This window comes from Bombilactobacillus thymidiniphilus (assembly GCF_023380245.1).
GTDB lineage: Bacteria > Bacillota > Bacilli > Lactobacillales > Lactobacillaceae > Bombilactobacillus > Bombilactobacillus thymidiniphilus.
The window spans coordinates 444948-468772 of sequence record NZ_CP093365.1 but is presented as its reverse complement, the minus strand read 5'-3'; the positions used below and the strand labels follow the sequence as shown (position 1 = coordinate 468772).

Genomic DNA, 23825 nt, shown 5'->3' with positions numbered 1-23825 from the left:
AGCGTTTAAATATTTGATATAATCAACATCAAGTTATCTTTTCATATTAATAATAACATGGGAGCAAGTAGAGTGATGCAAGATTTTATCAACTATAATGAGTATTCACGGCAGGAATGGTCACAATTTCACGGTGCCTACTTCAATAATATTAGTGATGAGGATTTAGACAAGATTAAATCTGTTGATGATCAAGTTTCTTTAGCAGATGTGCAAGAAATATATACCCCGTTGAGACATTTGATTCATGTTTATTTTCATAATTATCAGCAATTATCTCTGGCTAAAGCTGACTTCTTGGGAAAAAAGCCACATAAAGTGCCTTTTATTATTGGCATCAGTGGTAGTGTGGCCGTGGGAAAAAGTACAACTGCACGCTTGTTGAAAGTGATGTTACAAAGAGCATATCCGCAGTATAAAATTGAACAAATGACAACAGATGGTTTTTTATACCCTAATGAAGAGTTAGAACGTCGAAATATTTTGGCGGACAAGGGTTTTCCATGGAGTTATGATAATGAAAAATTACTGAATTTTTTGGAAGCTGTTAAAGCTAATCAAGGTTCGGTAACTTATCCTAGTTATTCACATATTATTTATGACATTGTACCTGATCATCTTAATGAGCTGCAAAATCCCGATATTTTGATTATAGAAGGGATTAATGTTTTACAATTGCCGCAAAATCAAAATTTATACGTCAGTGATTATTTTGATTTTTCTATTTATGTTGATGCTGATCCCCAATTAATTGAAAAATGGTTTATTCATCGATTTGAAGGTTTCTTAATTGAAGAAAACAAAAATCCTAATCCTGACAATTTTTATTACCAATTTACAAAGCAACCATTGGAACAAGCATTGGCTACGGCTCATCAAGTTTGGCGTGATGTGAATTATAATAATTTAGTGAAATATATTGCGCCGACGATGAATCGTGCAGATTTAATTTTGCATAAAACTAAACATCATAAAATTGACCATGTTTTACTCAAAAAATATTGATTGATTTAAGTTCTTAATAAACATCAAGTGTCTACAAACTCATCGAAAAATTAATCTGATATACTACATTTGGTATCTGTGAAATTGAGACTACAATATATGTATGACGTATGGTATCATAATTAGTGCTTTTTATAAGGAGGACAAACATGATGATAGTTTTGAGTGGCATGATTGGTGCTGGCAAAAGTAGTTTGGCAACAATTTTGTCAGAGCATTTAGGAACACAAGCTTTTTATGAACAAGTTGATGATAATCCTGTGTTGCCTTTGTTCTATGCTGATCCTAAAAAATATGCTTTTTTATTGCAAATCTATTTTTTAAACAAGCGTTTTGAGTCAATCAAGCTTGCTTTATCTGATGATAATAATGTGTTAGACCGTTCCATCTATGAAGATTCATTATTTTTTCATATGAATGCTGATATGGGACGGGCCACTAGTCAAGAAGTGCAAGTTTATGACGAATTGTTGGATAATATGATGCAAGAATTACCGTATGCTGCTTATAAGAAAGCGCCTGACCTTTTAGTACATTTAGACATTTCTTATGAACGTATGATGGATCATATTAAAAAGCGTGGACGTTCTTATGAGCAACCAGAAAATGATCCTACTTTAGTAGATTATTATAAAAATCTGTTATCACGTTATGATCAGTGGTACGAAGATTATCATTATAGTCCGAAAATGCGAATTAGCTGTGATGAACTTGATTTTGTCGAAGACGAAGCTAGCCGACAAAAAGTGTTAGAATTAATTGATGCTAATTTGGCAAAACGGAACTTGCTTTAAAAATTACTTTTTAGACAGTTTGGTAGCTCCGAAAAATACCTGTCTTAAAACAAAATGATGGAGGATTTAACTTGAAAAAATATTTCCAAAAATTTACGACACAAGATTGGGTTGTTAATGCCCTGTTAGCTGCTGTTTATGTTGTGCTAACAGTTACTCCACCCTTAAATTCATTGGCTTTTGGTAGTGTACAATTTCGAGTTTCCGAAATGATGGTCATGTTGCCTTTTTACAATCGAAAGTTTATTCCAGGACTTACTTTAGGCTGTTTTATTACGAATCTTTTTAGTCCGACCGCAGCGGTGGATATTTTTGTTGGTACCTTAGCTTCTTTGCTAGTTTTTTTACTTATTATTCATCTGCGGCATGGTTATTGGGTGCCACTGATTGCGGCATTCATTAATGGAGTAGTTGTTGGTGCTGAGATAGGGATCATGACACATATGCCATTTAATGCGATGCTTTTATCAATGTTATATATTTTTATAGGTGAATTTGCTGCAGTATTTATTGGATACTTATTATTCACAGTATTAATGCGTAATTCACAAATTGCTAAAGTCATCCAAAAACGTTGAGACTATCTTTACTAGATGGTCTTTTTTTGTGGACTGATAGGTTTTGGATATTTGTTTTGTTATAATATTAAATATCAATCTAATTTAAGGAGCGTTAAGGGATGAACATTGGAATATTTACGGACACTTACTTCCCGCAAGTCAGTGGTGTTGCAACGTCTATTCAAACCTTAAAAAGAGATTTAGAAAGCAAAGGCAATACGGTTTATATTTTTACTACGACTGATCCACATGTTGCAAAAGATGCTGTAGAACCTAACATTTTTCGTTTGGGTAGCTTGCCATTTATTTCTTTTACTGATCGGCGAATTGCTTATCGTGGAATGTTTCACGCCTTGAAATTAGCTAAAGAATTAGATTTGGATATTGTGCATACACAAACTGAATTTTCTTTAGGTTTGATTGGTAAATTTGTCGCGCACAGTTTGAAAATCCCGTGTGTGCATACGTATCATACGATGTATGAAGATTATTTACATTATGTCTTGAATGGTCATTTATTAAAGCCTTATCATGTTAAGCAAATGTCCAAATTATTTATTTCTGGCATGTCAGGTGTGGTGGCTCCTAGTCGCAAAGTTTATGCAACTTTACGCCGTTATGGCATTAATACGCCAATTGAAATTATCCCGACTGGTATTGATTTTTCGACCTTCCAAGAAAAAAGAGATGTGCTAGCTTTACGGCATAAATTGCATCTTTCGGAAAATAATTTTGTATTATTGACTTTGAGTCGAATTGCTAATGAGAAAAAAATCGAAGTTTTAATTGCGCAATTTCCTATTATCCTACAAAAGTATCCTAATGCTGTTTTAGTTATTGTTGGTGGAGGTCCTGATATGGCTGATTTAGTTAGTCAAGTCAGTGAGCTCAATTTAACAGATAAAGTATTATTTGTCGGGGAAGTCAATCACGATGAAGTCGCGCCTTATTATCAAATGGCAGACTTATTTGTCTCTGCAAGCGATACTGAGTCACAAGGTTTAACTTTCATTGAAGCCATGGCTACTGGATTGCCTTGTGTAGTTCGTTCCAGCCCTTATACTGATGAATTATTTGATAATGTTTCATTGGGGGTTACTTACGAGTATTCAGAAGATTTTGCGGCAACAGTGCTTTCATATTGGATAGCTTTGCAAGATGCTGATCCTGATGAAATTCGTCAAAATAAATTACACGAAATTTCAGCCGATTGCTTTGGTGAGCGAATTTTGAATTTCTACCAAGATTCTTATAAGTATTTCTTGCGTAAAAAGTTAGCGAACGAACCTTTGAAGGGTGGACAATATTACGATGATTAATATTACAATGTTTTCATCGGCGCAAAAAGTTGCTGGTCAAGGTGTGGGTAGTGCTTATGCAGAATTAATGAGCTTGTTGCAGGACTATTTAGCAACAGATTTTGATGTTCAGGTGAATAAGTATCGCCGCAGTGATATTAGTCACTATCACACGATTGATCCACAGTTTTTTTTATCAACTTTTTCCAAAAAAAGGGGTCGTAAGATTGGTTATGTTCATTTTTTACCCGAAACTTTGGAAGGCAGTTTAAAAATTCCTCGAATTTTTAAAAAAATAGTTTATAAATATGTAATTGCTTTTTATAAGCGCATGGATCAATTAGTGGTAGTTAACCCTAGTTTTATTCCTAAGCTGACCGCTTACGGTATTGATCCTAAAAAAGTTACGTATATCCCAAATTTTGTTTCTAAACAAGCTTTTTATCCAGTAACAGCAGAAAAACGGCGCCGGATCAGAGTTAAATTAAAACTAAAACCGACTGATTTTATGATCTTTGGTGATGGTCAAGTGCAAAAGCGTAAAGGTGTAGATGATTTTTATCGCTTGGCTGTAAATAATCCACACTTGAAATTTGTTTGGGCTGGTGGTTTTTCTTTCGGTAGAATAACTGCCGGCTATTCTCATTATGAACAGATGATTCAAGACGCACCGGATAATTTATTGTTTACCGATATCATTCCGCGTTCTGAATTGAATGAGTATTTAAATGCTGCTGACTTATTTTTGTTGCCATCATTTGATGAATTATTTCCGATGTCAGTTTTGGAAGCATTTAATACACAAACTCCTGTTTTACTGCGTGATTTAGACTTATATCAGGCTATTATTGCTAATTATTACGCGCCTGCTACAGATTATGAACAAATGAACATCATAATTAACCAATTAGCACAAAATCCATTACAATTAGCTAATTTAGCGTCAAAATCTAAAGCAGCTGCAGATTATTATTCAGAAGAACATTTGAGTGAAATTTGGCGTGAATTTTATGAACAGCAGGCAAACCAAAATGAGGTAGCACATGAGTCGTAAAAGTATATGGTCAACTTTAGTGATGTTGATTATTGGGGTGAGTGTTTTTGCTTTTGAAATGCGTAATACTAATATGCATACGCTTTGGCAACAAGCACTAAAAATTGATGTTTTCTGGTTAATCATCGCTTTTTTAACTATGTTATTGTCCTTTTTTTGCGAAGCTTTAGTCTTGAAAGTCTTATTGCAAGGGCGCAAAGATGAAATGAAACATTGGTGGAATATTTTAAGAATTCCGTGGATCCAAGCTTTATTTAATGCTATTACGCCTTTCTCGTCAGGCGGTCAACCGGCGCAATTAGTGGCTTTAACGCAATCAGGAGTAGAAATTGGACGTGGCAGTTCAGTATTGTTGCTGAAATTTATTATTTATCAAACAATTGTGTTGGTTAATTTTATTGTGGCTATGATTTTCCAATTTAGTAATGTCATGCAACATTTTGCTGGTTTAGCTGTTTTAATTGTTGGTGGCTTTATAATTCATGTGTTCACGATTGGTCTTTTGTTGATGATTATGTTCTACTATAGGTTTACGCGCGGGCTAGTATTGGGATTTATGCGATGTTTAACGTTTTTTATTCGGACGCCTAAGGCGCAAACTTGGATAGATCGAGTAGCTAACAAAATTGATAGTTTTTATCGTGAAAGTTTAGTTCTCAAACAAGAAAAAAGAAAAGTTATCATTGCTTCTATGCTGACTTTTATGCAATTATTGTTTTATTATTTAGTGGTTTATTTTACTTTGTTAGCCTTACATGTAAATCATGTCAACATGATAGATGTTTTAATTATGCAGATTATGATTGTTATGATTACATCTATCTTTCCTGTACCTGGAGGAACTGGAGGTGCTGAATACAGTTTTAAAGCATTATTTTCACAGTACATTTCTTCATCCAGCAAATTAGTGCTAGGAATGTTTATCTGGCGATTTATAACTTATTATTTAGGGATGTTATTAGGTATTGTGGCGATAGCTTTTAAACCAATAAATGAACGCACAAGGCGCTTGACTAGTGCGCGGAGGAAAAATTATAAATGAAGAACCTTGGAAACAAGATACGTGATCGGCTGAATACAAAATTAGGCTTTTTTACATTATCTGTAATTTTATGTTGGATTAAAACTTATTTTATCTATTTAACTAAATTCAATTTGGGTGTCAAAGGTAATATGCAAGAATTTTTGCTATTTTTGAACCCACTTCCAACAACTATTTTGTTGTTGGGGATTGCTTTATATATTAAAGGTCGAAAATCTTATATTTACATGTTAATTATTGATTTAATAACTTCAATTTGGTTATTTGCAAATATTTTGTATTATCGAGAATTTTCTGATTTTTTGACGCTTACTTTAATTAAAGGTTCCAGCTCCGTATCTAATAATTTAGGAAAAAGTATTTTAGGAATTACACATCCGACTGATTTTTTGGTGTTTTTAGACGTCTTGCTATTGATTGTTTTATTGCTGACAAAATTCATCAAAATTGATGTTACTCGTTTGACTTTTAAGATACCAATATCAATTACGATGATTGCAGTTGTAGGTTTTGGCATCAATTTGACGATGGCACAACAAGATCGTTCGGGTTTATTAACTAGAACTTTTGATAATAATTATATTGTTAAGTATTTGGGTTTAAATGCTTATTCAGTTTATGATACCGTGAAAGCTGCTAAAACTAGTGCAGTTAAAGCTAACGCGGACAGCTCCGATATGAAAACTGTTAAAAATTATATTAATAATAATCGTGTAGCACCTAATGTCCAGTATACGGGTATTGCTAAAGGTAAAAATGTATTTGTGATCCATTTAGAGAGTTTTCAACAGTTTTTGATTGATTTTAAATGGGATGGTCAAGAAGTTACACCTAATATCAATAAACTCTACCATTCCCAAAATACTTTGAGTTTTGATAATTTTTTCAATCAAGTTGGTCAAGGTAAAACTGCCGATGCTGAACTAATGATGGAAAATTCACTCTTTGGTTTACCTGAGGGAGCAGCTATGGTGACTGATGGGACTTCGAATACTTTCCAAGCTGCACCAGCAATTTTGAATCAGCATGGTTATACAACTGCTTCTTTTCATGGTGACGTGCCAAGTTTTTGGAATCGAGACAACACTTACAAATCTTGGGGATATGATTATTTCTTTAGTGAGAATTATTATAAGCAGAAAAAGGACTATAACATTGGTTATGGAATGAAAGATAAGATTTTTCTGAAAGATTCAACTAATTACATTCAGCAGTTGCCACAGCCGTTTTATGCCAAGTTGATAACTGTTACAAATCATTACCCTTATATGCTGGATAAAAAGAATCAGACAATCGATAAAACCGATACTGGCGACAGTACGGTGGATGGATATGTACAGACAGCACATTATCTAGATCAATCAATTGGCGAGTTTATGGACTGGTTGAAAGCTACTGGCATGGACAAAAAGAGTATGGTTGTCTTTTATGGAGATCATTATGGTATTTCTGGTAATCATAAAAAGGCTGTTGCTAAGCTGCTTGGTAAGAAAAAATTTGATGATTTTGATAATGCTCAATTTCAGAGAGTGCCATTTATGATCCATATGGATGGATTGCAAGGTGGTATTAATCACACTTATGGTGGCGAAATTGATGCTTTACCGACTATTTTGAATTTATTGGGCGTTTCCAATAGCGATACAATTCAATTTGGTTCTGACTTATTGTCTCCACAACGTTCGCAGCTAGTTGCATTTAGAAACGGTGATTTTGTGTCGCCACAGTTTACTAAAGTTAACGGTAATTACTATGACACGAAAACAGGTAATCCTGTTAAAGATTTAACATCTGATCAAAAGAAATCCATTGATCAAATGACTAATCGTGTCGATACTGAATTATCGTTATCAGATAAAGTGATAACAGGTGATTTATTGCGATTTTACACGCCTAAGGGCTTTGCTAAAGTTAATAAGAAGAATCATACGTATTCTAAAACTAAGTCCTTGAAACGCCTTAAAGAGCAAGATAAAAAGAGTAAAAGTAGCATGTTAAGGCAAAACAATAATAAATCTTCAACAGATTTGTACCATACTGATGCACCAGAATTATCAAATTAATTTTTAAACATCGAACAATGATATAAAGTTCGATGTTTTTTTATTATTTTGATAAAAAGTACTTGCCAAAAGGACGAAAAGTTGATAATATATCATTTGTTGTCAGCGAGACAGACACAGGCGTTGAAAGAAACGCAAACACTTCTAAAAAAAGTTGTTGACATGTGATCGTTGAGATGATATAATATGAGAGCCGACGCAAGTCGACGAGCAACAAAGTAGACCTTTGAAAACTGAACAAAGTTTCTTTTAAGCAAAGTGCAGGGTTCACAAGAACCTGTCAATTAAGAGCAATAAAGAAGACAAGAACGCAAGTTTGAGTCTATGAGTCACAAACTAAAAATGAGAGTTTGATCCTGGCTCAGGACGAACGCTGGCGGCGTGCCTAATACATGCAAGTCGAGCGAGCTGAGCTAACGGAATACCTTCGGGTAGGAAGATAGTAAAGCGAGCGGCGGATGGGTGAGTAACACGTAGGTAACCTGCCCCAAAGCGGGGGATAACAACTGGAAACAGTTGCTAATACCGCATAAACCTTTTGGTCACATGGCTAGAAGTTGAAAGACGGTTTCGGCTGTCACTTTGGGATGGACCTGCGGTGCATTAGCTAGTTGGTAAGGTAACGGCTTACCAAGGCAATGATGCATAGCCGACCTGAGAGGGTAATCGGCCACATTGGGACTGAGACACGGCCCAAACTCCTACGGGAGGCAGCAGTAGGGAATCTTCCACAATGGACGAAAGTCTGATGGAGCAACGCCGCGTGGATGAAGAAGGTTTTCGGATCGTAAAATCCTGTTGTTGAAGAAGAACGTATTTGAGAGTAACTGCTCAGATAGTGACGGTATTCAACCAGAAAGTCACGGCTAACTACGTGCCAGCAGCCGCGGTAATACGTAGGTGGCAAGCGTTGTCCGGATTTATTGGGCGTAAAGGGAGCGCAGGCGGTTTTTTAAGTCTGAATGTGAAAGCCCTCAGCTTAACTGAGGAAGAGCATCAGAAACTGGAAGACTTGAGTGCAGAAGAGGAGAGTGGAACTCCATGTGTAGCGGTGAAATGCGTAGATATATGGAAGAACACCAGTGGCGAAGGCGGCTCTCTGGTCTGTTACTGACGCTGAGGCTCGAAAGCATGGGTAGCGAACAGGATTAGATACCCTGGTAGTCCATGCCGTAAACGATGAGTGCTAAGTGTTGGGAGGTTTCCGCCTCTCAGTGCTGCAGCTAACGCATTAAGCACTCCGCCTGGGGAGTACGACCGCAAGGTTGAAACTCAAAGGAATTGACGGGGGCCCGCACAAGCGGTGGAGCATGTGGTTTAATTCGAAGCTACGCGAAGAACCTTACCAGGTCTTGACATCTCCTGAAAGCTGTAGAGATACAGGGTTCCCTTCGGGGACAGGAAGACAGGTGGTGCATGGTTGTCGTCAGCTCGTGTCGTGAGATGTTGGGTTAAGTCCCGCAACGAGCGCAACCCTTGTTACTAGTTGCCAGCATTAAGTTGGGCACTCTAGTGAGACTGCCGGTGACAAACCGGAGGAAGGTGGGGACGACGTCAAATCATCATGCCCCTTATGACCTGGGCTACACACGTGCTACAATGGATGGTACAATGAGAAGCAAACTCGCGAGGGCAAGCAGATCTCTTAAAACCATTCTCAGTTCGGATTGCAGGCTGCAACTCGCCTGCATGAAGTTGGAATCGCTAGTAATCGCGGATCAGCATGCCGCGGTGAATACGTTCCCGGGCCTTGTACACACCGCCCGTCACACCATGAGAGTTTGTAACACCCAAAGCCGGTGGGGTAACCCTTCGGGGAGCTAGCCGTCTAAGGTGGGACAAATGATTAGGGTGAAGTCGTAACAAGGTAGCCGTAGGAGAACCTGCGGCTGGATCACCTCCTTTCTAAGGAAAATAACGGAAGCACTTTGTAGAAACTTTGTTTAGTTTTGAGAGGTCTACTCTCAGATGTAAGTTGAAGAAGATCACGTGTCGGGCCTATAGCTCAGCTGGTTAGAGCGCACGCCTGATAAGCGTGAGGTCGATGGTTCAAGTCCATTTAGGCCCATTCAATTTGTATGGGGGTTTAGCTCAGATGGGAGAGCGCCTGCTTTGCACGCAGGAGGTCATCGGTTCGATCCCGTTAACCTCCATTGACAGGAAACTGTCGATGTTAGTACTTTGAAAACTGAATATTAAGAGAAAGAAACAGAAAACACCGAGAAACTGCGAATCGAGAGATTCAAGAAGAAACGAATTATTGTTTTAGTAAGGTTAAGATGATAAGGGCGCACGGTGGATGCCTAGGTACTAGGAGCCGATGAAGGACGGAACGAACACCGAAATGCTTCGGGTAGCTGTAAGTAAGCGTAGATCCGGAGATCTCCGAATGGGGCAACCCAGCTAGAGTAAAAGCTAGTTACACCTTAACGAAAGTTAAGAGTGAGGTAAACGTGGTGAACTGAAACATCTAAGTAGCCACAGGAAGAGAAAGAAAAATCGATTTCCTGAGTAGCGGCGAGCGAAATGGAAAGAGCCCAAACCAAAGAGCATGCTTTTTGGGGTTGTAGGACTGGGACATGAGAAAGTCAAAGATAGCAGAATCAGTTGGGAAGCTGAACCAAAGATAGTGACAGTCTAGTAAGCGAAATCAGAGACACTCTACCAGGATCCTGAGTACGGCGGGGCACGTGAAACCCCGTCGGAAGCAGGGAGGACCATCTCCCAAGGCTAAATACTCCCTAGTGACCGATAGTGAACAAGTACCGTGAGGGAAAGGTGAAAAGCACCCCGGGAGGGGAGTGAAATAGATCCTGAAACCGTGTGCCTACAAGTAGTCAGAGCTCGTTAAAGAGTGATGGCGTGCCTTTTGTAGAATGAACCGGCGAGTTACGTTTGCGTGCAAGGTTAAGTTGAAAAAGACGGAGCCGAAGCGAAAGCGAGTCTGAATAGGGCGAAGAAGTACGTAGACGTAGACCCGAAACCAAGTGACCTACCCATGTCCAGGTTGAAGGTGCGGTAAAACGCACTGGAGGACCGAACCCACGTAAGTTGAAAATTGCGGGGATGAGGTGTGGGTAGCGGTGAAATTCCAAACGAACTTGGAGATAGCTGGTTCTCTCCGAAATAGCTTTAGGGCTAGCCTCGAGGAGAGGATCGTGGAGGTAGAGCACTGTTTGGACTAGGGGCCCGTCATGGGTTACTGAATTCAGATAAACTCCGAATGCCATAGATCTATACTCGGGAGTCAGACGGTGAGTGATAAGATCCATCGTCGAAAGGGAAACAGCCCAGATCACCAGTTAAGGTCCCAAAATCCATGCTAAGTGGAAAAGGATGTGGAGCTGCATAGACAACTAGGATGTTGGCTTAGAAGCAGCAATTCATTTAAAGAGTGCGTAATAGCTCACTAGTCGAGTGGCTCTGCGCCGAAAATGTACCGGGGCTAAGCATGGTACCGAAACTGTGGATGTGCACGTAAGTGTATGTGGTAGGAGAGCGTTGTAAGCACGAAGAAGCCAGATCGAGAGGACTGGTGGAGAGCTTAGAAGTGAGAATGCCGGTATGAGTAGCGCGAGATCAGTGAGAATCTGATCCACCGGAAGACTAAGGTTTCCTGGGGAAGGCTCGTCCGCCCAGGGTTAGTCGGGACCTAAGATGAGGCCGAGAGGCGTAATCGATGGATAACAGGTTGAGATTCCTGTACTAATCAGTTTTGTTTGAACAATGGAGGGACGCAGGAGATTAACGTGAGCATGCAGCTGGAAAAGCATGTCCAAGCAGTGAGTCTGGGAATGAGTCAAATGCTTATTTCTAAGGACGAGCTGTGATGGGGAGCGAAATTAAGTAGCGAAGCACGAGCGTCACACTGCCGAGAAAAGCTTCTAGTTAGAAACTGATTACCCGTACCGCAAACCGACACAGGTAGTCAAGGAGAGAATCCTAAGGTGAGCGAGAGAACTATCGTTAAGGAACTCGGCAAAATAGCCCCGTAACTTCGGAAGAAGGGGTGCTGGTGTAAAAGCCAGCCGCAGTGAAAAGGCCCAAACAACTGTTTATCAAAAACACAGGTCTCTGCAAAATCGTAAGATGACGTATAGGGGCTGACGCCTGCCCGGTGCTGGAAGGTTAAGAGGATGAGTTAGACTTCGAGTCGAAGCCCAGAATTGAAGCCCCAGTAAACGGCGGCCGTAACTATAACGGTCCTAAGGTAGCGAAATTCCTTGTCGGGTAAGTTCCGACCCGCACGAAAGGCGTAATGATTTGGGCACTGTCTCAACGATAGACTCGGTGAAATTATAATACCCGTGAAGATGCAGGTTACCCGCGACAGGACGGAAAGACCCCATGGAGCTTTACTGTAGCTTGATATTGAATTTTTGTGTAACATGTACAGGATAGGTAGGAGCCATAGAAATCGGTACGCTAGTATCGATGGAGGCAATGGTGGGATACTACCCTTGTTATATGAAAGTTCTAACCCACGCCGTTGAAGCACGGCGGGAGACAGTGTCAGGTGGGCAGTTTGACTGGGGCGGTCGCCTCCTAAACAGTAACGGAGGCGCCCAAAGGTTCCCTCAGAATGGTTGGAAATCATTCGTAGAGTGTAAAGGTAGAAGGGAGCTTGACTGCGAGACAGACAAGTCGAGCAGGGACGAAAGTCGGGCTTAATGATCCGGTGGCACCGTATGGAAGGGCCATCGCTCAACGGACAAAAGCTACCCTGGGGATAACAGGCTTATCTCCCCCAAGAGTTCACATCGACGGGGAGGTTTGGCACCTCGATGTCGGCTCATCGCATCCTGGGGCTGTAGTCGGTCCCAAGGGTTGGGCTGTTCGCCCATTAAAGCGGTACGCGAGCTGGGTTCAGAACGTCGTGAGACAGTTCGGTCCCTATCCGTCGCGGGCGTAGGAAATTTGAGAGGATCTGTCCTTAGTACGAGAGGACCGGGATGGACATACCACTGGTGTACCAGTTGTCTTGCCAAAGGCATCGCTGGGTAGCTATGTATGGAAGGGATAAACGCTGAAAGCATCTAAGTGTGAAACCCACCTCAAGATGAGATTTCCCATTCAGTAATGAAGTAAGACCCCTCAAAGAAGATGAGGTAGATAGGTTGCGCGTGGAAGTGTAGTGATATATGGAGCGGAGCAATACTAATCGGTCGAGGGCTTAACCAAGCAGTGAAGGTGAAGAATTATCTTAATATTCAGTTTTGAGAGGACTAAGGTTCTTTCAGAAGAGAAGAGAGCAAGTGTGGTGGCGATAGCGAGGAGGAAACACCTGTCGACATGCCGAACACAGAAGTTAAGCTTCTCAACGCCGAAAGTAGTTGGTGGGAAACTGCCTGCGAGGATAGGTCGTTGCCACGCTTTATCTTTTTGGAAGATTAGCTCAGTTGGGAGAGCGTCTGCCTTACAAGCAGAGGGTCACAGGTTCGAGCCCTGTATCTTCCATTGAGTCGCTAGCTCAGTTGGTAGAGCAACGGCCTTTTAAGCCGTGGGTCGTGGGTTCGGGTCCCACGCGACTCATTAATGCGGGTGTGGCGGAATTGGCAGACGCGCTAGATTTAGGTTCTAGTGTCCTTTGGACGTATGGGTTCAAGTCCCTTCTCCCGCATTTGTATTATATTTATTGGTTATAGTTATTATCATGCCGACTTAGCTCAGCTGGCAGAGCATCTGTCTTGTAAACAGAGGGTCGGAGGTTCGAATCCTCTAGTCGGCATTGCGGAAGTAGTTCAGTGGTAGAACATCACCTTGCCATGGTGGGGGTCGCGGGTTCGAATCCCGTCTTCCGCTTTACATTGTAATAACGCCGGGGTGGCGGAACTGGCAGACGCACAGGACTTAAAATCCTGCGGTAAGTGATTACCGTACCGGTTCGATTCCGGTCCTCGGCATTATAATGTTGCACCCATAGCGCAATTGGATAGAGTGTCTGACTACGAATCAGAAGGTTGTAGGTTCGACTCCTACTGGGTGCATTATTTCGGGAAGTGGCTCAGCTTGGTAGAGCACCTGGTTTGGGACCAGGGGGTCGCAGGTTCGAATCCTGTCTTCCCGATTAGCATTTTGCTATATTGGCGGTGTAGCTCAGCTGGCTAGAGCGTCCGGTTCATACCCGGGAGGTCGGGGGTTCGATCCCCTTCGCCGCTATAGTCGGACCTTTAGCTCAGTTGGTTAGAGCAAACGGCTCATAACCGTTCGGTCGTAGGTTCGAGTCCTACAAGGTCCATTTTGGGACTTGTATTTAAGTTATAAAATAATCGCGGGATGGAGCAGTCTGGTAGCTCGTCGGGCTCATAACCCGAAGGTCGTAGGTTCAAATCCTGCTCCCGCAATTTGGTCGCATGGTGTAGTTGGTTATCACGCCTGCCTGTCACGCAGGAGATCACGGGTTCGAGTCCCGTTGTGACCGTTAAATGGCTCGGTAGCTCAGTCGGTAGAGCAATGGATTGAAGCTCCATGTGTCGGCAGTTCGATTCTGTCCCGCGCCATTGACATAAAGATTATTGCGGGTGTAGTTTAGTGGTAAAACCACAGCCTTCCAAGCTGTTGTCGCGAGTTCGATTCTCGTCACCCGCTTTTGGGCCTATAGCTCAGCTGGTTAGAGCGCACGCCTGATAAGCGTGAGGTCGATGGTTCAAGTCCATTTAGGCCCATTGGAGAAGTACTCAAGTGGCTGAAGAGGCGCCCCTGCTAAGGGTGTAGGTCGCGCAAGCGGCGCGAGGGTTCAAATCCCTCCTTCTCCGTTTCATTTGTTTTTTGGAGGATTACCCAAGTGGCTTAAGGGAACGGTCTTGAAAACCGTCAGGCGTGTAAAAGCGTGCGTGGGTTCAAATCCCACATCCTCCTTTATAAAATAATCGCGGGATGGAGCAGTCTGGTAGCTCGTCGGGCTCATAACCCGAAGGTCGTAGGTTCAAATCCTGCTCCCGCAATTTGGTCGCATGGTGTAGTTGGTTATCACGCCTGCCTGTCACGCAGGAGATCACGGGTTCGAGTCCCGTTGTGACCGTTAAATGGCTCGGTAGCTCAGTCGGTAGAGCAATGGATTGAAGCTCCATGTGTCGGCAGTTCGATTCTGTCCCGCGCCATTATGGAAGGGTAGCGAAGTCTGGCTAAACGCGGCGGACTGTAAATCCGCTCCTTCGGGTTCGGTGGTTCGAATCCACTCCCTTCCATTAAATTAGGGATATAGTTCAATGGTAGAACAACGGTCTCCAAAACCGTCGATGTGGGTTCAACTCCTACTATCCCTGTTAATACCTTGGCGGTATTGGTGAAGTTGGTTAACACACCGGTTTGTGGCACCGGCATACATGAGTTCGAGTCTCATATACCGCCCTTTTATTTTTGGGTTATAGCCAAGCGGTAAGGCAACGGACTTTGACTCCGTTATGCGCTGGTTCGAATCCAGCTAACCCAATTTGTTTGGCGGTATAGCCAAGTGGTAAGGCAGAGGTCTGCAAAACCTTTATCACCGGTTCAAATCCGGTTACCGCCTTTGGCTTGTTTAGCCAAGTATTAATTTAAGTTATTATTTTGCCGGTGTGGCGGAATTGGCAGACGCGCTGGATTCAAAATCCAGTTCCCGTTAGGGAGTATCGGTTCGACCCCGATCACCGGTATTATTGTGTTTTATGTAATCCTAAGAAGTTATGCTAATGTAGCATAGCTTCTTTTTTTGTATAAATTATCTTTAAAATAAGTCTATATAGTTACTAGGTTATATGTTGATGAATTTATATTTTTAATAAAGTTAGTTAAATTATTATCACTGATTAAATATAATTCATGCATTGCCCGTGTAGCAATTGTATATAATATCCCTTGGTCTCTACTGGTTTGATAGTTTGTTTTGTTAATGGAATACCCTAAAACAGCATCAAATTCTAATCCCTTTGCTAAATAAACAGGTAGAATAACTAATCCCTTTGGAATTTTGAGAGTTGTCTCTTGCAAAAGAATATGTGGAATAATTAGTTGTTGATTCAAAGCTTCAGCTTGCTGCTTTGTTTTAGTAATTATTGCGACAGTGCGTTGGTGTTTTACGAGTTTCTTAGCAATTTTTTGTGTGGTATTTATTAAATCGTTGGTTTGAATGACTTGAGGTAGCATACCTGTCCGATTAAAAGCCTGAATTTGTGAATCTGTGTGAACAAATTGACTAGCAAACTTGGTAATGCTAGCTGTGGCGCGGTAACTTTGATTTAAGGTTAATAGAGTTGTTTTTTTCTTATTGAATAAATTAGCAAGATTTTGAAAATGATTGCTTGGCAAACTTTTAGATGCATATACGTTTTGCTCAATATCGCCTACCAAAGTTAGCTTGGCATCAGGGAAAGATTGGTGAATGTAAGCTAACTGCATGTAAGAATAATCTTGCATTTCATCAATAAATAAATACTTGATTTGATGGTTTTGTCCCTTGCCGGTAATTAAATTGCGTAAAAACAAAATGGCTGTGGCATCATCTAAATGTAAATAATGTTTTTCCAATTCATCTTGAATCTCTAAAATCATCTCATTCCAGGATAAATCGGCAATTTCTGCTGGTTTGCTTTTAGTTAAAACTTTGGTATAAGTTTGATAAATATTTAAAAAATGGTCATTATAAATAGCATCGTACAATGGCAGATAATGTTGTTTCAAATAATAATTAGTTAAAGCTTTTTGTTGCTGCATTAACGGAGCATCTGCCAACTTATTAGCTATAATAGCTTTTTCGTATACATCATCACTTATATTGTCAAGCTCTTGTGCCAACCAATCTGTTTCTGCCTGTTGTTTAATATGTCGTTTTAAATTTTGAATTAATTTATTTTTTGTTTGAAGATATTTATCACTGGCTAACAAATTATGTGGTAGCTGTTCATAAATATCAGTAATTTCTTGCTTAGAAAAAATTATTTCGCCCTCAAAATAAAGATTATTAAACGTCGGTGTCTGCTTAGTAGTACGAAAGTTATTTAGCACTTTCACGAAATCAGTACTTTCTTTATATTGCTGAATGATTTTAGTAGTGTTGTCCATTTGAGCTTGATCTTGCTCAAAACGAGCGAAAAGTGTTTGTACTTGGAGGCCCTCTAAGCGATGTGTCAACAAATCATTCAAAGTAATTTGTCGCATGTTGCGCTCGCCGAGGCTGGGTAAAACCTTTGCAATATAACTAGAAAATAAATGATTAGGAGAAAATAAAATGATTTGCTCCGATTTGAGATTTTGGCGACTATGGTATAGCAAATAAGCAATACGCTGCATAATTGTGGAAGTTTTGCCTGAACCGGCAGCTCCTTGTACTATTAACACATCGGCAGTTGTGTCGCGAATAATTTGATTTTGCGTACGCTGAATAGTTGCAACAATGTTCTTCATTTGGGCAGAGCTAGCTTGTCCTAAAGCATTTTTTAAAATTTCATCACCAATTGTTTCATTGGTATCAAACATGTTATTTATTTGACCGTTGGAAATTGAAAATTGACGTTTGCGGTTCAGCTTAACGGTTTGCTGACCGTCTGGTGTAGCATATTTGACGGCTCCTAGATTGCCATTGTAATAAATGGCGGCAATTGGTGCGCGCCAATCATAGACCAGAAAATCATCATTATTACTTAAGGAAGCGACACCAATATATAAAGTATCATTTTCACTATTTTCGGTGATATCGATGCGACCAAAATAAGGTGAACCCGATAATGTCTTTAAATTACGCTGTTTATTGCTCAAAATTTCTTCATTACTTACTGCGCTGGAAAGTAATTGTTTTTGTTGCTGTGTGGTGGCGTAAGTTTCTAAAATATCATCAGCTTCAATATAGTTAGCTCGCGTATTGGAACCGTAATTTTTTTCAACTTGCTGGCGTTCTTTTTGCGCTGATTGTAGTTGACTTGTTATATCGTTGAGTTGTTGAGTGATAATTTGATCAACTTTATGAACCCTTTTTTGTTCTGCAATGCGTGAATTGTCAGGAAAATTCATAGTTACCTCCTAGTTTAGTTCGCTTAAAACATTCTACACTTTGCGTTTAAAATGATAAATCATTTGTCACTGATTATTGACTATGAATATCATAATTTGTCAGAAAATTTTTGGTAAGCTAATAAAGTGTGTTAAAATACCTGTGTATATTTTTGAAAATGGAAATCAGAAACTGACTGTTTGCTGTAAAGTCAGCCAACTTTCAAGAAGAATTGGAATAATAAGGCTACGTCCTATATACGTTTAAGTGGTAGATTTTTCTACAAAGCAGGTGGCACCACGGCTTAGTCGTCCTATTGCAGTCAAAGCAATAGGACTTTTTATTTTGGAGGATAATATGGCAAAACATACAATTTTGACGGCGGATCGCCCGACTGGTAAGTTACATTTAGGACATTATTTGGGTTCACTAAAAAATCGGGTTCGCTTACAAAATAGTGGTGAATACGATAATTTTATTATGATTGCGGATATGCAAGCACTGACTGATAATGCACGTAATCCACAAAAAATTCAAGCCAGTTTAATTGAAGTAATGCTAGATTATTTAGCAGTGGGGCTGAATCCTAGCAAATCAACTATTTTTGTTCAATCACAAATTCCAGCTTTAAATGAACTGACGATGTATTATTTGGACTTGGTAACTTTAGCACGGTTAAAGCGCAACCCAACAGTTAAAACAGAAATCAAGCAGAAGGGTTTTGGGGAAAGCGTACCGGCAGGATTTTTGACTTATCCAGTTAGCCAGGCTGCTGATATTACTGCTTTTAAAGCTGATACTGTACCTGTTGGCGATGACCAAGAGCCTATGTTAGAACAATCTCGCGAGATTGTCCGTTCTTTCAATTCGATTTATCGAACTAATGTTTTAGTAGAGCCTAAGGGCTTATTTCCACAAAAGGGACACGGTCGTTTGCCTGGCTTAGATGGTAATGCCAAAATGAGTAAGTCCTTGAACAACGCCATTTATTTATCAGATGAACCAGAAGTGTTGCATCAAAAAATAATGCGCATGTACACTGACCCTAAGCACATTCATGTTGCCGATCCAGGTCAAATTGAGGGCAATATTGTTTTTGAATACTTGGATATTTTTGCAACGGATCAAGCTGAAGTGACATCTTTAAAACAACAATACCAGGCTGGTGGTTTAGGTGATGTTAAAGTTAAACGCTATTTAGAAGAAGTTTTAAATGCGGTCTTGACTCCAATTCAAAAAGAACGTAAGCATTATAGCCAAGATATTGGTGAAGTGTACCGTATGTTACAAAAAGGTAGCTTGCATGCTAATGAGGTGGCAAATCAAACTTTGCAAGAAGTACGTGCAGCCATTGGTGTTAATTACTTTGATAATAAATAAAAAGGATTGCAGATTTTGATATCTGCAGTCCTTTTTATTATGCAATATGCAACAGTAAACATCAGATAACACTTGACACATGGTATCAAAAGTCTAAAATGTTCAATGCTGGTTGTTGAAGGAGGGATTTTAATGAATGGCGAAAATTTTATACATTTTAGCGTAATTTTATATCGCTCCAAGAAAAAAATCATGCAATATTTGTTGAAAGATTATAACTTGAATTATTTTGACGGTATGTTGATGTTAGAAGTTTTGCATACACCTGGCGTTAGCCAACAGCGCTTAGCAAAAATAATGTTAGCTAATGAGTCTGGTGTGGCACGTGGATTAAGGCATTTAGAAAAAAGTGCTTTTATTAATCGTCAAGAAGATCCGGATAATCGGCGTCGTAAATTAGTTTTTCCGACAACAAAAGCCAAAGATTTTTACCATTCTTTCAATAAATTAGTTAATTGGTGGAATCAAAAAATTTTTAAGAATTTTTCCAATCAGGAAATTGAATCTTTGATGGATTTGCTTCAAAGAGTGGAGAATGCTTGGAATGAACTAAATGTACCAGATTTTATGAATGAAGAAGAGGTGTAGTTTATGAATAGTACTATTGATAATAATGGCAAACATTTTAATCGTTTGGCCATGGTTATTACATTGTTATGTGGGACGTTTTGTACGGTTTTAAATGGGACTATTTTGGCAACAGCGTTTCCAACTTTAATGAAAACTTTTGATATTTCTGCAGCCACAGTGCAGTGGTTAACTACAGGATTTATGTTAGTGAACGGAGTTATGATTCCTATTAGTGCTTGGTTGAGCACACGGATTAATTCTAAAGTATTGTATATTTTTGCGATGAGTACTTTTCTAGTAGGAACAATTATTTGTTATTTTGCTAATAGTTTTGGCGTTTTACTTAGTGGACGTTTGATTCAAGGTGTGGCTGTTGGTATTACTATGCCTTTGATGCAGACGATTATGTTAAGTGTATTTCCCAAGGAAAAGCGAGGCATGGCCATGGGGCTAGGCGGTCTAGTAATTGGTTTAGCACCTGCCATTGGTCCTACTTTATCTGGCTGGGTTATTGACAATTGGACTTGGCGGGACTTATTCAGCATTATTATTCCTATTGTGGCATTGGTATTGATTGTCAGTTTCTTTACAATGCGTCCGGTTTTGAAAACACAGGCTAGCTCAATTGATTTTGTTTCTATCTTGGAGTCGACCATTGGTTTTGGTGTTTTGTTATATGGTTTTTCAGCGGTTGGTGATAACGGATGGGGTTCCCCGAGCGTGTATGTAAATATTATTATTGGTTTGATTTTTATTGTTATTTTTGGTTTTCGACAATTGCATTTAGATAAGCCTTTTTTGGAGTTGCGAGTTTTTAAATCTCATGAATTTTTACTAGCAGCCATTTTATCGTCGGTTACGAATATGGCAATGATGGGCGTGGAAATGATTTTGCCTTTATATTTGCAAACTGTCCATGGTTTATCTGCGTTTCATTCAGGACTAGCTTTATTATTAGGAGCCTTGATTACCGGGATTATGAGTCCTATTACGGGTGCTGCTTTTGATCGCTTTGGTGCAAAGAAATTGGCTACCACGGGAATGTTTTTCTTGACTGCGGGAACGATACCATTCTTATTTTTAAATGAACACACATCAATTACTTATATTGTTGCGCTTTATACTTTTAGAATGTTTGGAATTTCGATGGTTAATATGCCTGTTACTACTTCAGGAATGAACGCTTTGCCTTTCAATTTAATCAGTCATGGAACGGCAGTTAACAATACAACACGGCAAGTTTTTACTTCAATGGGAACAGCTATTTTAATTAGTGTGCTGACTAATGTTACCAATATGACTAAACCAGCACACAGTTTATTAAAGTCAGCACCGATTGATTACAAGAACAAAATGATGAGCGCCACACTTTCAGGTTATCATGCAGCTTTTGCAGTAGCTGTAGTACTTTGCTTCATTACTTTTTGTTTGTCATTCCTCCTGAAAAATAAGCAAACTACAAATAATGCTGATGAGGAGGTTATTGCAAAATGATTATTATATTATTAGCATTATTCACCTTTATAGCCTACTTAGGTGGTGTCTATGTAAAAAATAGATCACTTAGCAATGTTATTCGAATTATTGGAGATCTTTGCTTAATTGTTATTTTGTTTTTGATTGTACGCAATGATAACTATCACTTGGGTATGCAAAAAGTTACCAAAACAAAAACCACTTATATTTCTGCTGTTGCGCCTAACAAAGAGTTGCCGATGTTAATTTATAAGCAATTAGGTACTGATGGTAAAGATAAAATTTATCTTTATAAAAATGGGAATAGTAATAAGATACAACATACTAATCCTGATAAAACAATTAATCGTGTTAAAATTACTAAACAAAAACCCCGTCTAGTCACTCAAAAACGTGTTTGGCAATACCAAAATAAATTTAGTAGGTTGATGTTTGGCATTGCGAAAAACGACAATCATCATATCCAGACAGTAAACACTTTTTATGTGAATGCTAATTGGTTAGTGGCATCTGATAAGCAAATGAAAAAATTAAACAAAGTTTTCAAAGATCCTGCTAAGCAAAAGCAAATGGAATCTGAAATTGAACAAAAGGTTATGGCGGATTTGTTACAGGCAAAGCAACAAAATCCACAGTTAAGTTCTAAACAGCAAGACAAGTTAATTAAGCAATTAACTGATAAGTACCAGTCACAAATTATTAAGAAACTGCTTAACAATTAAAATTATATTTACTAGACAATACATCTTGGAGGCAATTTTTGGCTGTTGAGATGTATTTTTTGGAATGAGGTTTTGATGAGTAAAAAAAAGCAAAAACAAAATTCTGGTTATAAGTCGTGGTGGATTCTACTTGTTTTAGTGATTGCTATCTTATTTGGGAATAGCAATACTTCAATTAAAGATTTTTTAGCGCATTTAGGCAATAATCAGCCCACAGAACAGATAGCTAATAGTGAACAACTGACTAATTTAGTATTTGATATTCAGAAATATCCACAAAATTATGTAATTTTAAATAATAATCAGCCACAATTTTCGACGCAAACTAAAAATAAAATCCAACAAATCAAGTCTAATTTAAATCAGTATATAAATGAGTCAGATGATCAGCAAGATACTCAATATCATGGATTTGATCATCTGGGACGAACCCAGCAAGTAAGCAGTTTTGTGCGTTATAAAGATGTGGTCAAACATTCATCTAGTGTTATGAAACGACCAGCTTTTCCAGAATCTACTAAAGTTTCTGGAGAATATCTAGATGGTATATTTGATAATGCTGCAAATCAATGGCAAGGTCAGCAGTCTAATAATCAAATAGTTCAATTGGCTAATTATCATGGCTATCTTTATAATAAAAGTCATTTATTGGCATGGTCTTTAGGTGGATCTATGAGTAGCGAAAATGTTATTCTAGGAACACGAGCACAAAATGTGGGCACTAATCAGCAAAATAATCCCGGTGGTATGGCTTATACAGAAACTAAGGTGCGCGACTTTTTACGTCAACACCAAGATGATACTGTATTTTATCAAGCCACTCCTTACTATAAGGGTAATGAGCTAGTGGCACGTGGTGTTCAAGTACAAGTGCAATCAATTAAAAACCCTAGTGCATTGCATTTAAATGTTTGGACATTTAATACTCAATCTGGAGTGACTATTAATTATCAAAATGGTCAAGCCAATGTTTAAAATAACGGAGGATGCCTGGTGACCAAGTTAGCGTTAATTGATATTGGATCTAATTCTATCAGGATGGCAATTTATCAAATTGAGCAACAACAAGTAAAAGAATTTCAGCGTTACCGTGAGTTTGTGCAGCTAGCCAAAAATATGACTACAGATGGCTGTATTAATGCGGATAACTTTCAAGCAGGCATTGCAGTATTAGTTCGATTTCGAACTATTATTCAACAGATGAACGTAACAAATTTGAAAGCTATTGCAACGGAAGCTGTTCGTCAAGCTAAAAATCAGCGTGACTTTTTAGTTGCTGCTCAAAATAAAGCTGCTATCAAAATTAATGTCTTAACTGGTCAGCAAGAAGCATACTACGATTATTTAGCAATTAAAAAGGTCGTTTCTAAGCGAGATTTTTTGTTTTTAGATACCGGCGGTGGCAGTTTTGAATTGTGTGTCGTGCACAATCGTCAATTAAAACAAGCCGGTTGTTGGCCTTATGGTGCTGTTAAACTATATGATAAGTTGTCCCAACCAAATTGTTTAAGCCGCCAAGCTAAATCAGAATTGACTAATTTATTACGGCATTGTTGGCATGAAATTAATGGTTCTAATATTAGTGATTTGGTGGTTATTGGTGGTGTTCATCGCTCTTTATTTGAAGTTATGCAGCTACCTTTTAATACATGGCAGGAAAGTTTGCCCATTTTGCGCTGGATTGAAAGAATTCAACACAATAATTTAGCAGCTAATTCAGCCTTATCAAATATGGAATTTTCGCGGGCACCCTTTATGCCAGTCGGCTTGATGCCTTTGAAAAATATTATTGAACATTTTGCAATTCAAAGAGTGTTATTTTGCCCTTATGCCTTAAGAGACGGTGTTTTAGCAGAATTTATGCATCAAAGAAATAAATAAAAACAACCTCAGAAAT

14 protein-coding genes, 28 tRNA genes and 3 rRNA genes are annotated in these 23825 nt (G+C 39.1%); 44 read left to right on the top strand and 1 reads right to left on the bottom strand.

Translation table 11 applies throughout. The features are described 5' to 3' along the window. The first annotated feature begins 75 nt into the window (after positions 1–75). The 38 genes from coaA (at position 76) to MOO47_RS02450 (ending at position 15450) form a co-directional block, all read left to right on the top strand. Positions 76–1005: a type I pantothenate kinase gene (gene coaA, locus MOO47_RS02635; RefSeq protein ID WP_249513523.1), complete on the top strand. Its 930-nt coding sequence runs from the start codon at positions 76–78 to the stop codon at positions 1003–1005. A 152-nt stretch (positions 1006–1157) separates the two neighbouring features. Next, positions 1158–1799 (top strand): deoxynucleoside kinase, encoded by a 642-nt coding sequence (locus MOO47_RS02630; protein ID WP_249513522.1) that lies wholly within the window; start codon positions 1158–1160, stop codon positions 1797–1799. Positions 1800–1870: 71 nt separating this feature from the next. Continuing rightward, a complete protein-coding gene (locus MOO47_RS02625) occupies positions 1871–2377 on the top strand; it encodes a QueT transporter family protein (RefSeq protein WP_249513251.1) in 507 nt (168 codons plus the stop codon). A 101-nt stretch (positions 2378–2478) separates the two neighbouring features. After that, positions 2479–3678, top strand: coding sequence for a glycosyltransferase family 4 protein (locus tag MOO47_RS02620; RefSeq protein WP_249513250.1), 1200 nt, complete (start codon positions 2479–2481; stop codon positions 3676–3678). Then, positions 3671–4711, top strand: coding sequence for a glycosyltransferase family 4 protein (locus MOO47_RS02615; protein ID WP_249513249.1), 1041 nt, complete (start codon positions 3671–3673; stop codon positions 4709–4711). The genes MOO47_RS02620 and MOO47_RS02615 overlap by 8 nt, the downstream gene beginning before the upstream one ends. Next, positions 4701–5753 (top strand): lysylphosphatidylglycerol synthase transmembrane domain-containing protein, encoded by a 1053-nt coding sequence (locus MOO47_RS02610; RefSeq protein ID WP_249513248.1) that lies wholly within the window; start codon positions 4701–4703, stop codon positions 5751–5753. Before MOO47_RS02615 ends, MOO47_RS02610 begins: the two co-directional genes overlap by 11 nt. Next, positions 5750–7816 (top strand): LTA synthase family protein, encoded by a 2067-nt coding sequence (locus MOO47_RS02605; protein WP_249513247.1) that lies wholly within the window; start codon positions 5750–5752, stop codon positions 7814–7816. The genes MOO47_RS02610 and MOO47_RS02605 overlap by 4 nt, the downstream gene beginning before the upstream one ends. Positions 7817–8154: 338 nt before the next feature. Then, positions 8155–9721: ribosomal RNA gene (locus tag MOO47_RS02600) — 16S ribosomal RNA — on the top strand. An 89-nt stretch (positions 9722–9810) separates the two neighbouring features. Continuing rightward, positions 9811–9884, top strand: a tRNA-Ile gene (locus MOO47_RS02595). A 12-nt stretch (positions 9885–9896) separates the two neighbouring features. After that, a tRNA-Ala gene (locus tag MOO47_RS02590) sits at positions 9897–9969 on the top strand. A gap of 119 nt (positions 9970–10088) precedes the next feature. Beyond that, a 23S ribosomal RNA gene (locus MOO47_RS02585) occupies positions 10089–12997 on the top strand. A 75-nt stretch (positions 12998–13072) separates the two neighbouring features. Next, positions 13073–13189: ribosomal RNA gene (rrf, locus tag MOO47_RS02580) — 5S ribosomal RNA — on the top strand. The 16S, 23S and 5S rRNA genes sit together here with 28 tRNA genes alongside, the layout of an rRNA operon. An 11-nt stretch (positions 13190–13200) precedes the next feature. Next, positions 13201–13273, top strand: a tRNA-Val gene (locus MOO47_RS02575). Between the two features lie 2 nt (positions 13274–13275). Further along, positions 13276–13348, top strand: a tRNA-Lys gene (locus MOO47_RS02570). A gap of 5 nt (positions 13349–13353) precedes the next feature. Further along, a tRNA-Leu gene (locus MOO47_RS02565) sits at positions 13354–13436 on the top strand. Between the two features lie 35 nt (positions 13437–13471). Beyond that, a tRNA-Thr gene (locus MOO47_RS02560) sits at positions 13472–13544 on the top strand. Positions 13545–13546: 2 nt separating this feature from the next. Next, positions 13547–13618: transfer RNA gene (locus MOO47_RS02555), tRNA-Gly, on the top strand. Positions 13619–13633: 15 nt separating this feature from the next. Further along, positions 13634–13719, top strand: a tRNA-Leu gene (locus MOO47_RS02550). 10 nt (positions 13720–13729) lie between these two features. Further along, positions 13730–13803: transfer RNA gene (locus MOO47_RS02545), tRNA-Arg, on the top strand. 6 nt (positions 13804–13809) lie between these two features. Next, positions 13810–13883: transfer RNA gene (locus MOO47_RS02540), tRNA-Pro, on the top strand. Between the two features lie 18 nt (positions 13884–13901). Next, positions 13902–13975, top strand: a tRNA-Met gene (locus tag MOO47_RS02535). 5 nt (positions 13976–13980) lie between these two features. After that, positions 13981–14054, top strand: a tRNA-Ile gene (locus MOO47_RS02530). 32 nt (positions 14055–14086) lie between these two features. Next, a tRNA-Met gene (locus MOO47_RS02525) sits at positions 14087–14160 on the top strand. 3 nt (positions 14161–14163) lie between these two features. After that, positions 14164–14237, top strand: a tRNA-Asp gene (locus MOO47_RS02520). A 6-nt stretch (positions 14238–14243) separates the two neighbouring features. Continuing rightward, positions 14244–14316 (top strand) — tRNA-Phe (locus MOO47_RS02515). Positions 14317–14333: 17 nt separating this feature from the next. Next, positions 14334–14404: transfer RNA gene (locus tag MOO47_RS02510), tRNA-Gly, on the top strand. Positions 14405–14407: 3 nt separating this feature from the next. After that, positions 14408–14481 (top strand) — tRNA-Ile (locus MOO47_RS02505). A gap of 2 nt (positions 14482–14483) precedes the next feature. After that, positions 14484–14571 (top strand) — tRNA-Ser (locus MOO47_RS02500). Positions 14572–14586: 15 nt separating this feature from the next. Further along, positions 14587–14674: transfer RNA gene (locus MOO47_RS02495), tRNA-Ser, on the top strand. A 12-nt stretch (positions 14675–14686) separates the two neighbouring features. After that, positions 14687–14760 (top strand) — tRNA-Met (locus MOO47_RS02490). Positions 14761–14763: 3 nt separating this feature from the next. After that, a tRNA-Asp gene (locus MOO47_RS02485) sits at positions 14764–14837 on the top strand. A gap of 6 nt (positions 14838–14843) precedes the next feature. Then, positions 14844–14916: transfer RNA gene (locus tag MOO47_RS02480), tRNA-Phe, on the top strand. A gap of 4 nt (positions 14917–14920) precedes the next feature. Continuing rightward, positions 14921–15003: transfer RNA gene (locus MOO47_RS02475), tRNA-Tyr, on the top strand. A gap of 7 nt (positions 15004–15010) precedes the next feature. Next, positions 15011–15081: transfer RNA gene (locus tag MOO47_RS02470), tRNA-Trp, on the top strand. Between the two features lie 11 nt (positions 15082–15092). Next, positions 15093–15166 (top strand) — tRNA-His (locus MOO47_RS02465). Between the two features lie 10 nt (positions 15167–15176). Further along, positions 15177–15248 (top strand) — tRNA-Gln (locus MOO47_RS02460). A 7-nt stretch (positions 15249–15255) separates the two neighbouring features. Next, a tRNA-Cys gene (locus tag MOO47_RS02455) sits at positions 15256–15326 on the top strand. A 40-nt stretch (positions 15327–15366) separates the two neighbouring features. Then, positions 15367–15450, top strand: a tRNA-Leu gene (locus MOO47_RS02450). An 82-nt stretch (positions 15451–15532) separates the two neighbouring features. Here MOO47_RS02450 and helD read toward each other — a convergent pair. After that, positions 15533–17800, bottom strand: a complete 2268-nt coding sequence (helD, locus tag MOO47_RS02445) for an RNA polymerase recycling motor HelD (RefSeq protein WP_249513246.1) — start codon at positions 17798–17800, stop codon at positions 15533–15535. A gap of 337 nt (positions 17801–18137) precedes the next feature. Between helD and trpS the strand changes: the two genes are divergently transcribed. From trpS to MOO47_RS02415, 6 genes are all read left to right on the top strand, one after another. Continuing rightward, the gene (gene trpS / locus MOO47_RS02440; protein ID WP_249513245.1) at positions 18138–19160 is read left to right on the top strand and encodes a tryptophan--tRNA ligase; all 1023 of its coding nucleotides are present in this window, start codon (positions 18138–18140) and stop codon (positions 19158–19160) included. Positions 19161–19292: 132 nt separating this feature from the next. Next, positions 19293–19748 carry a MarR family winged helix-turn-helix transcriptional regulator gene (locus MOO47_RS02435; protein ID WP_249513244.1) on the top strand — a complete coding sequence of 152 codons (456 nt, stop codon included), beginning with the start codon at positions 19293–19295 and terminating at the stop codon, positions 19746–19748. Between the two features lie 3 nt (positions 19749–19751). Next, on the top strand, positions 19752–21224 hold the full coding sequence (locus MOO47_RS02430) for an MDR family MFS transporter (protein ID WP_249513243.1): 1473 nt from the start codon (positions 19752–19754) through the stop codon (positions 21222–21224). After that, the gene (locus tag MOO47_RS02425; RefSeq protein WP_249513242.1) at positions 21221–21928 is read left to right on the top strand and encodes a DUF4811 domain-containing protein; all 708 of its coding nucleotides are present in this window, start codon (positions 21221–21223) and stop codon (positions 21926–21928) included. Before MOO47_RS02430 ends, MOO47_RS02425 begins: the two co-directional genes overlap by 4 nt. A 75-nt stretch (positions 21929–22003) precedes the next feature. Continuing rightward, on the top strand, positions 22004–22903 hold the full coding sequence (locus MOO47_RS02420; RefSeq protein WP_249513241.1) for a DNA/RNA non-specific endonuclease: 900 nt from the start codon (positions 22004–22006) through the stop codon (positions 22901–22903). A gap of 18 nt (positions 22904–22921) precedes the next feature. Next, positions 22922–23809 (top strand): Ppx/GppA phosphatase family protein, encoded by an 888-nt coding sequence (locus MOO47_RS02415; protein ID WP_249513240.1) that lies wholly within the window; start codon positions 22922–22924, stop codon positions 23807–23809. Positions 23810–23825 lie beyond the last annotated feature (16 nt).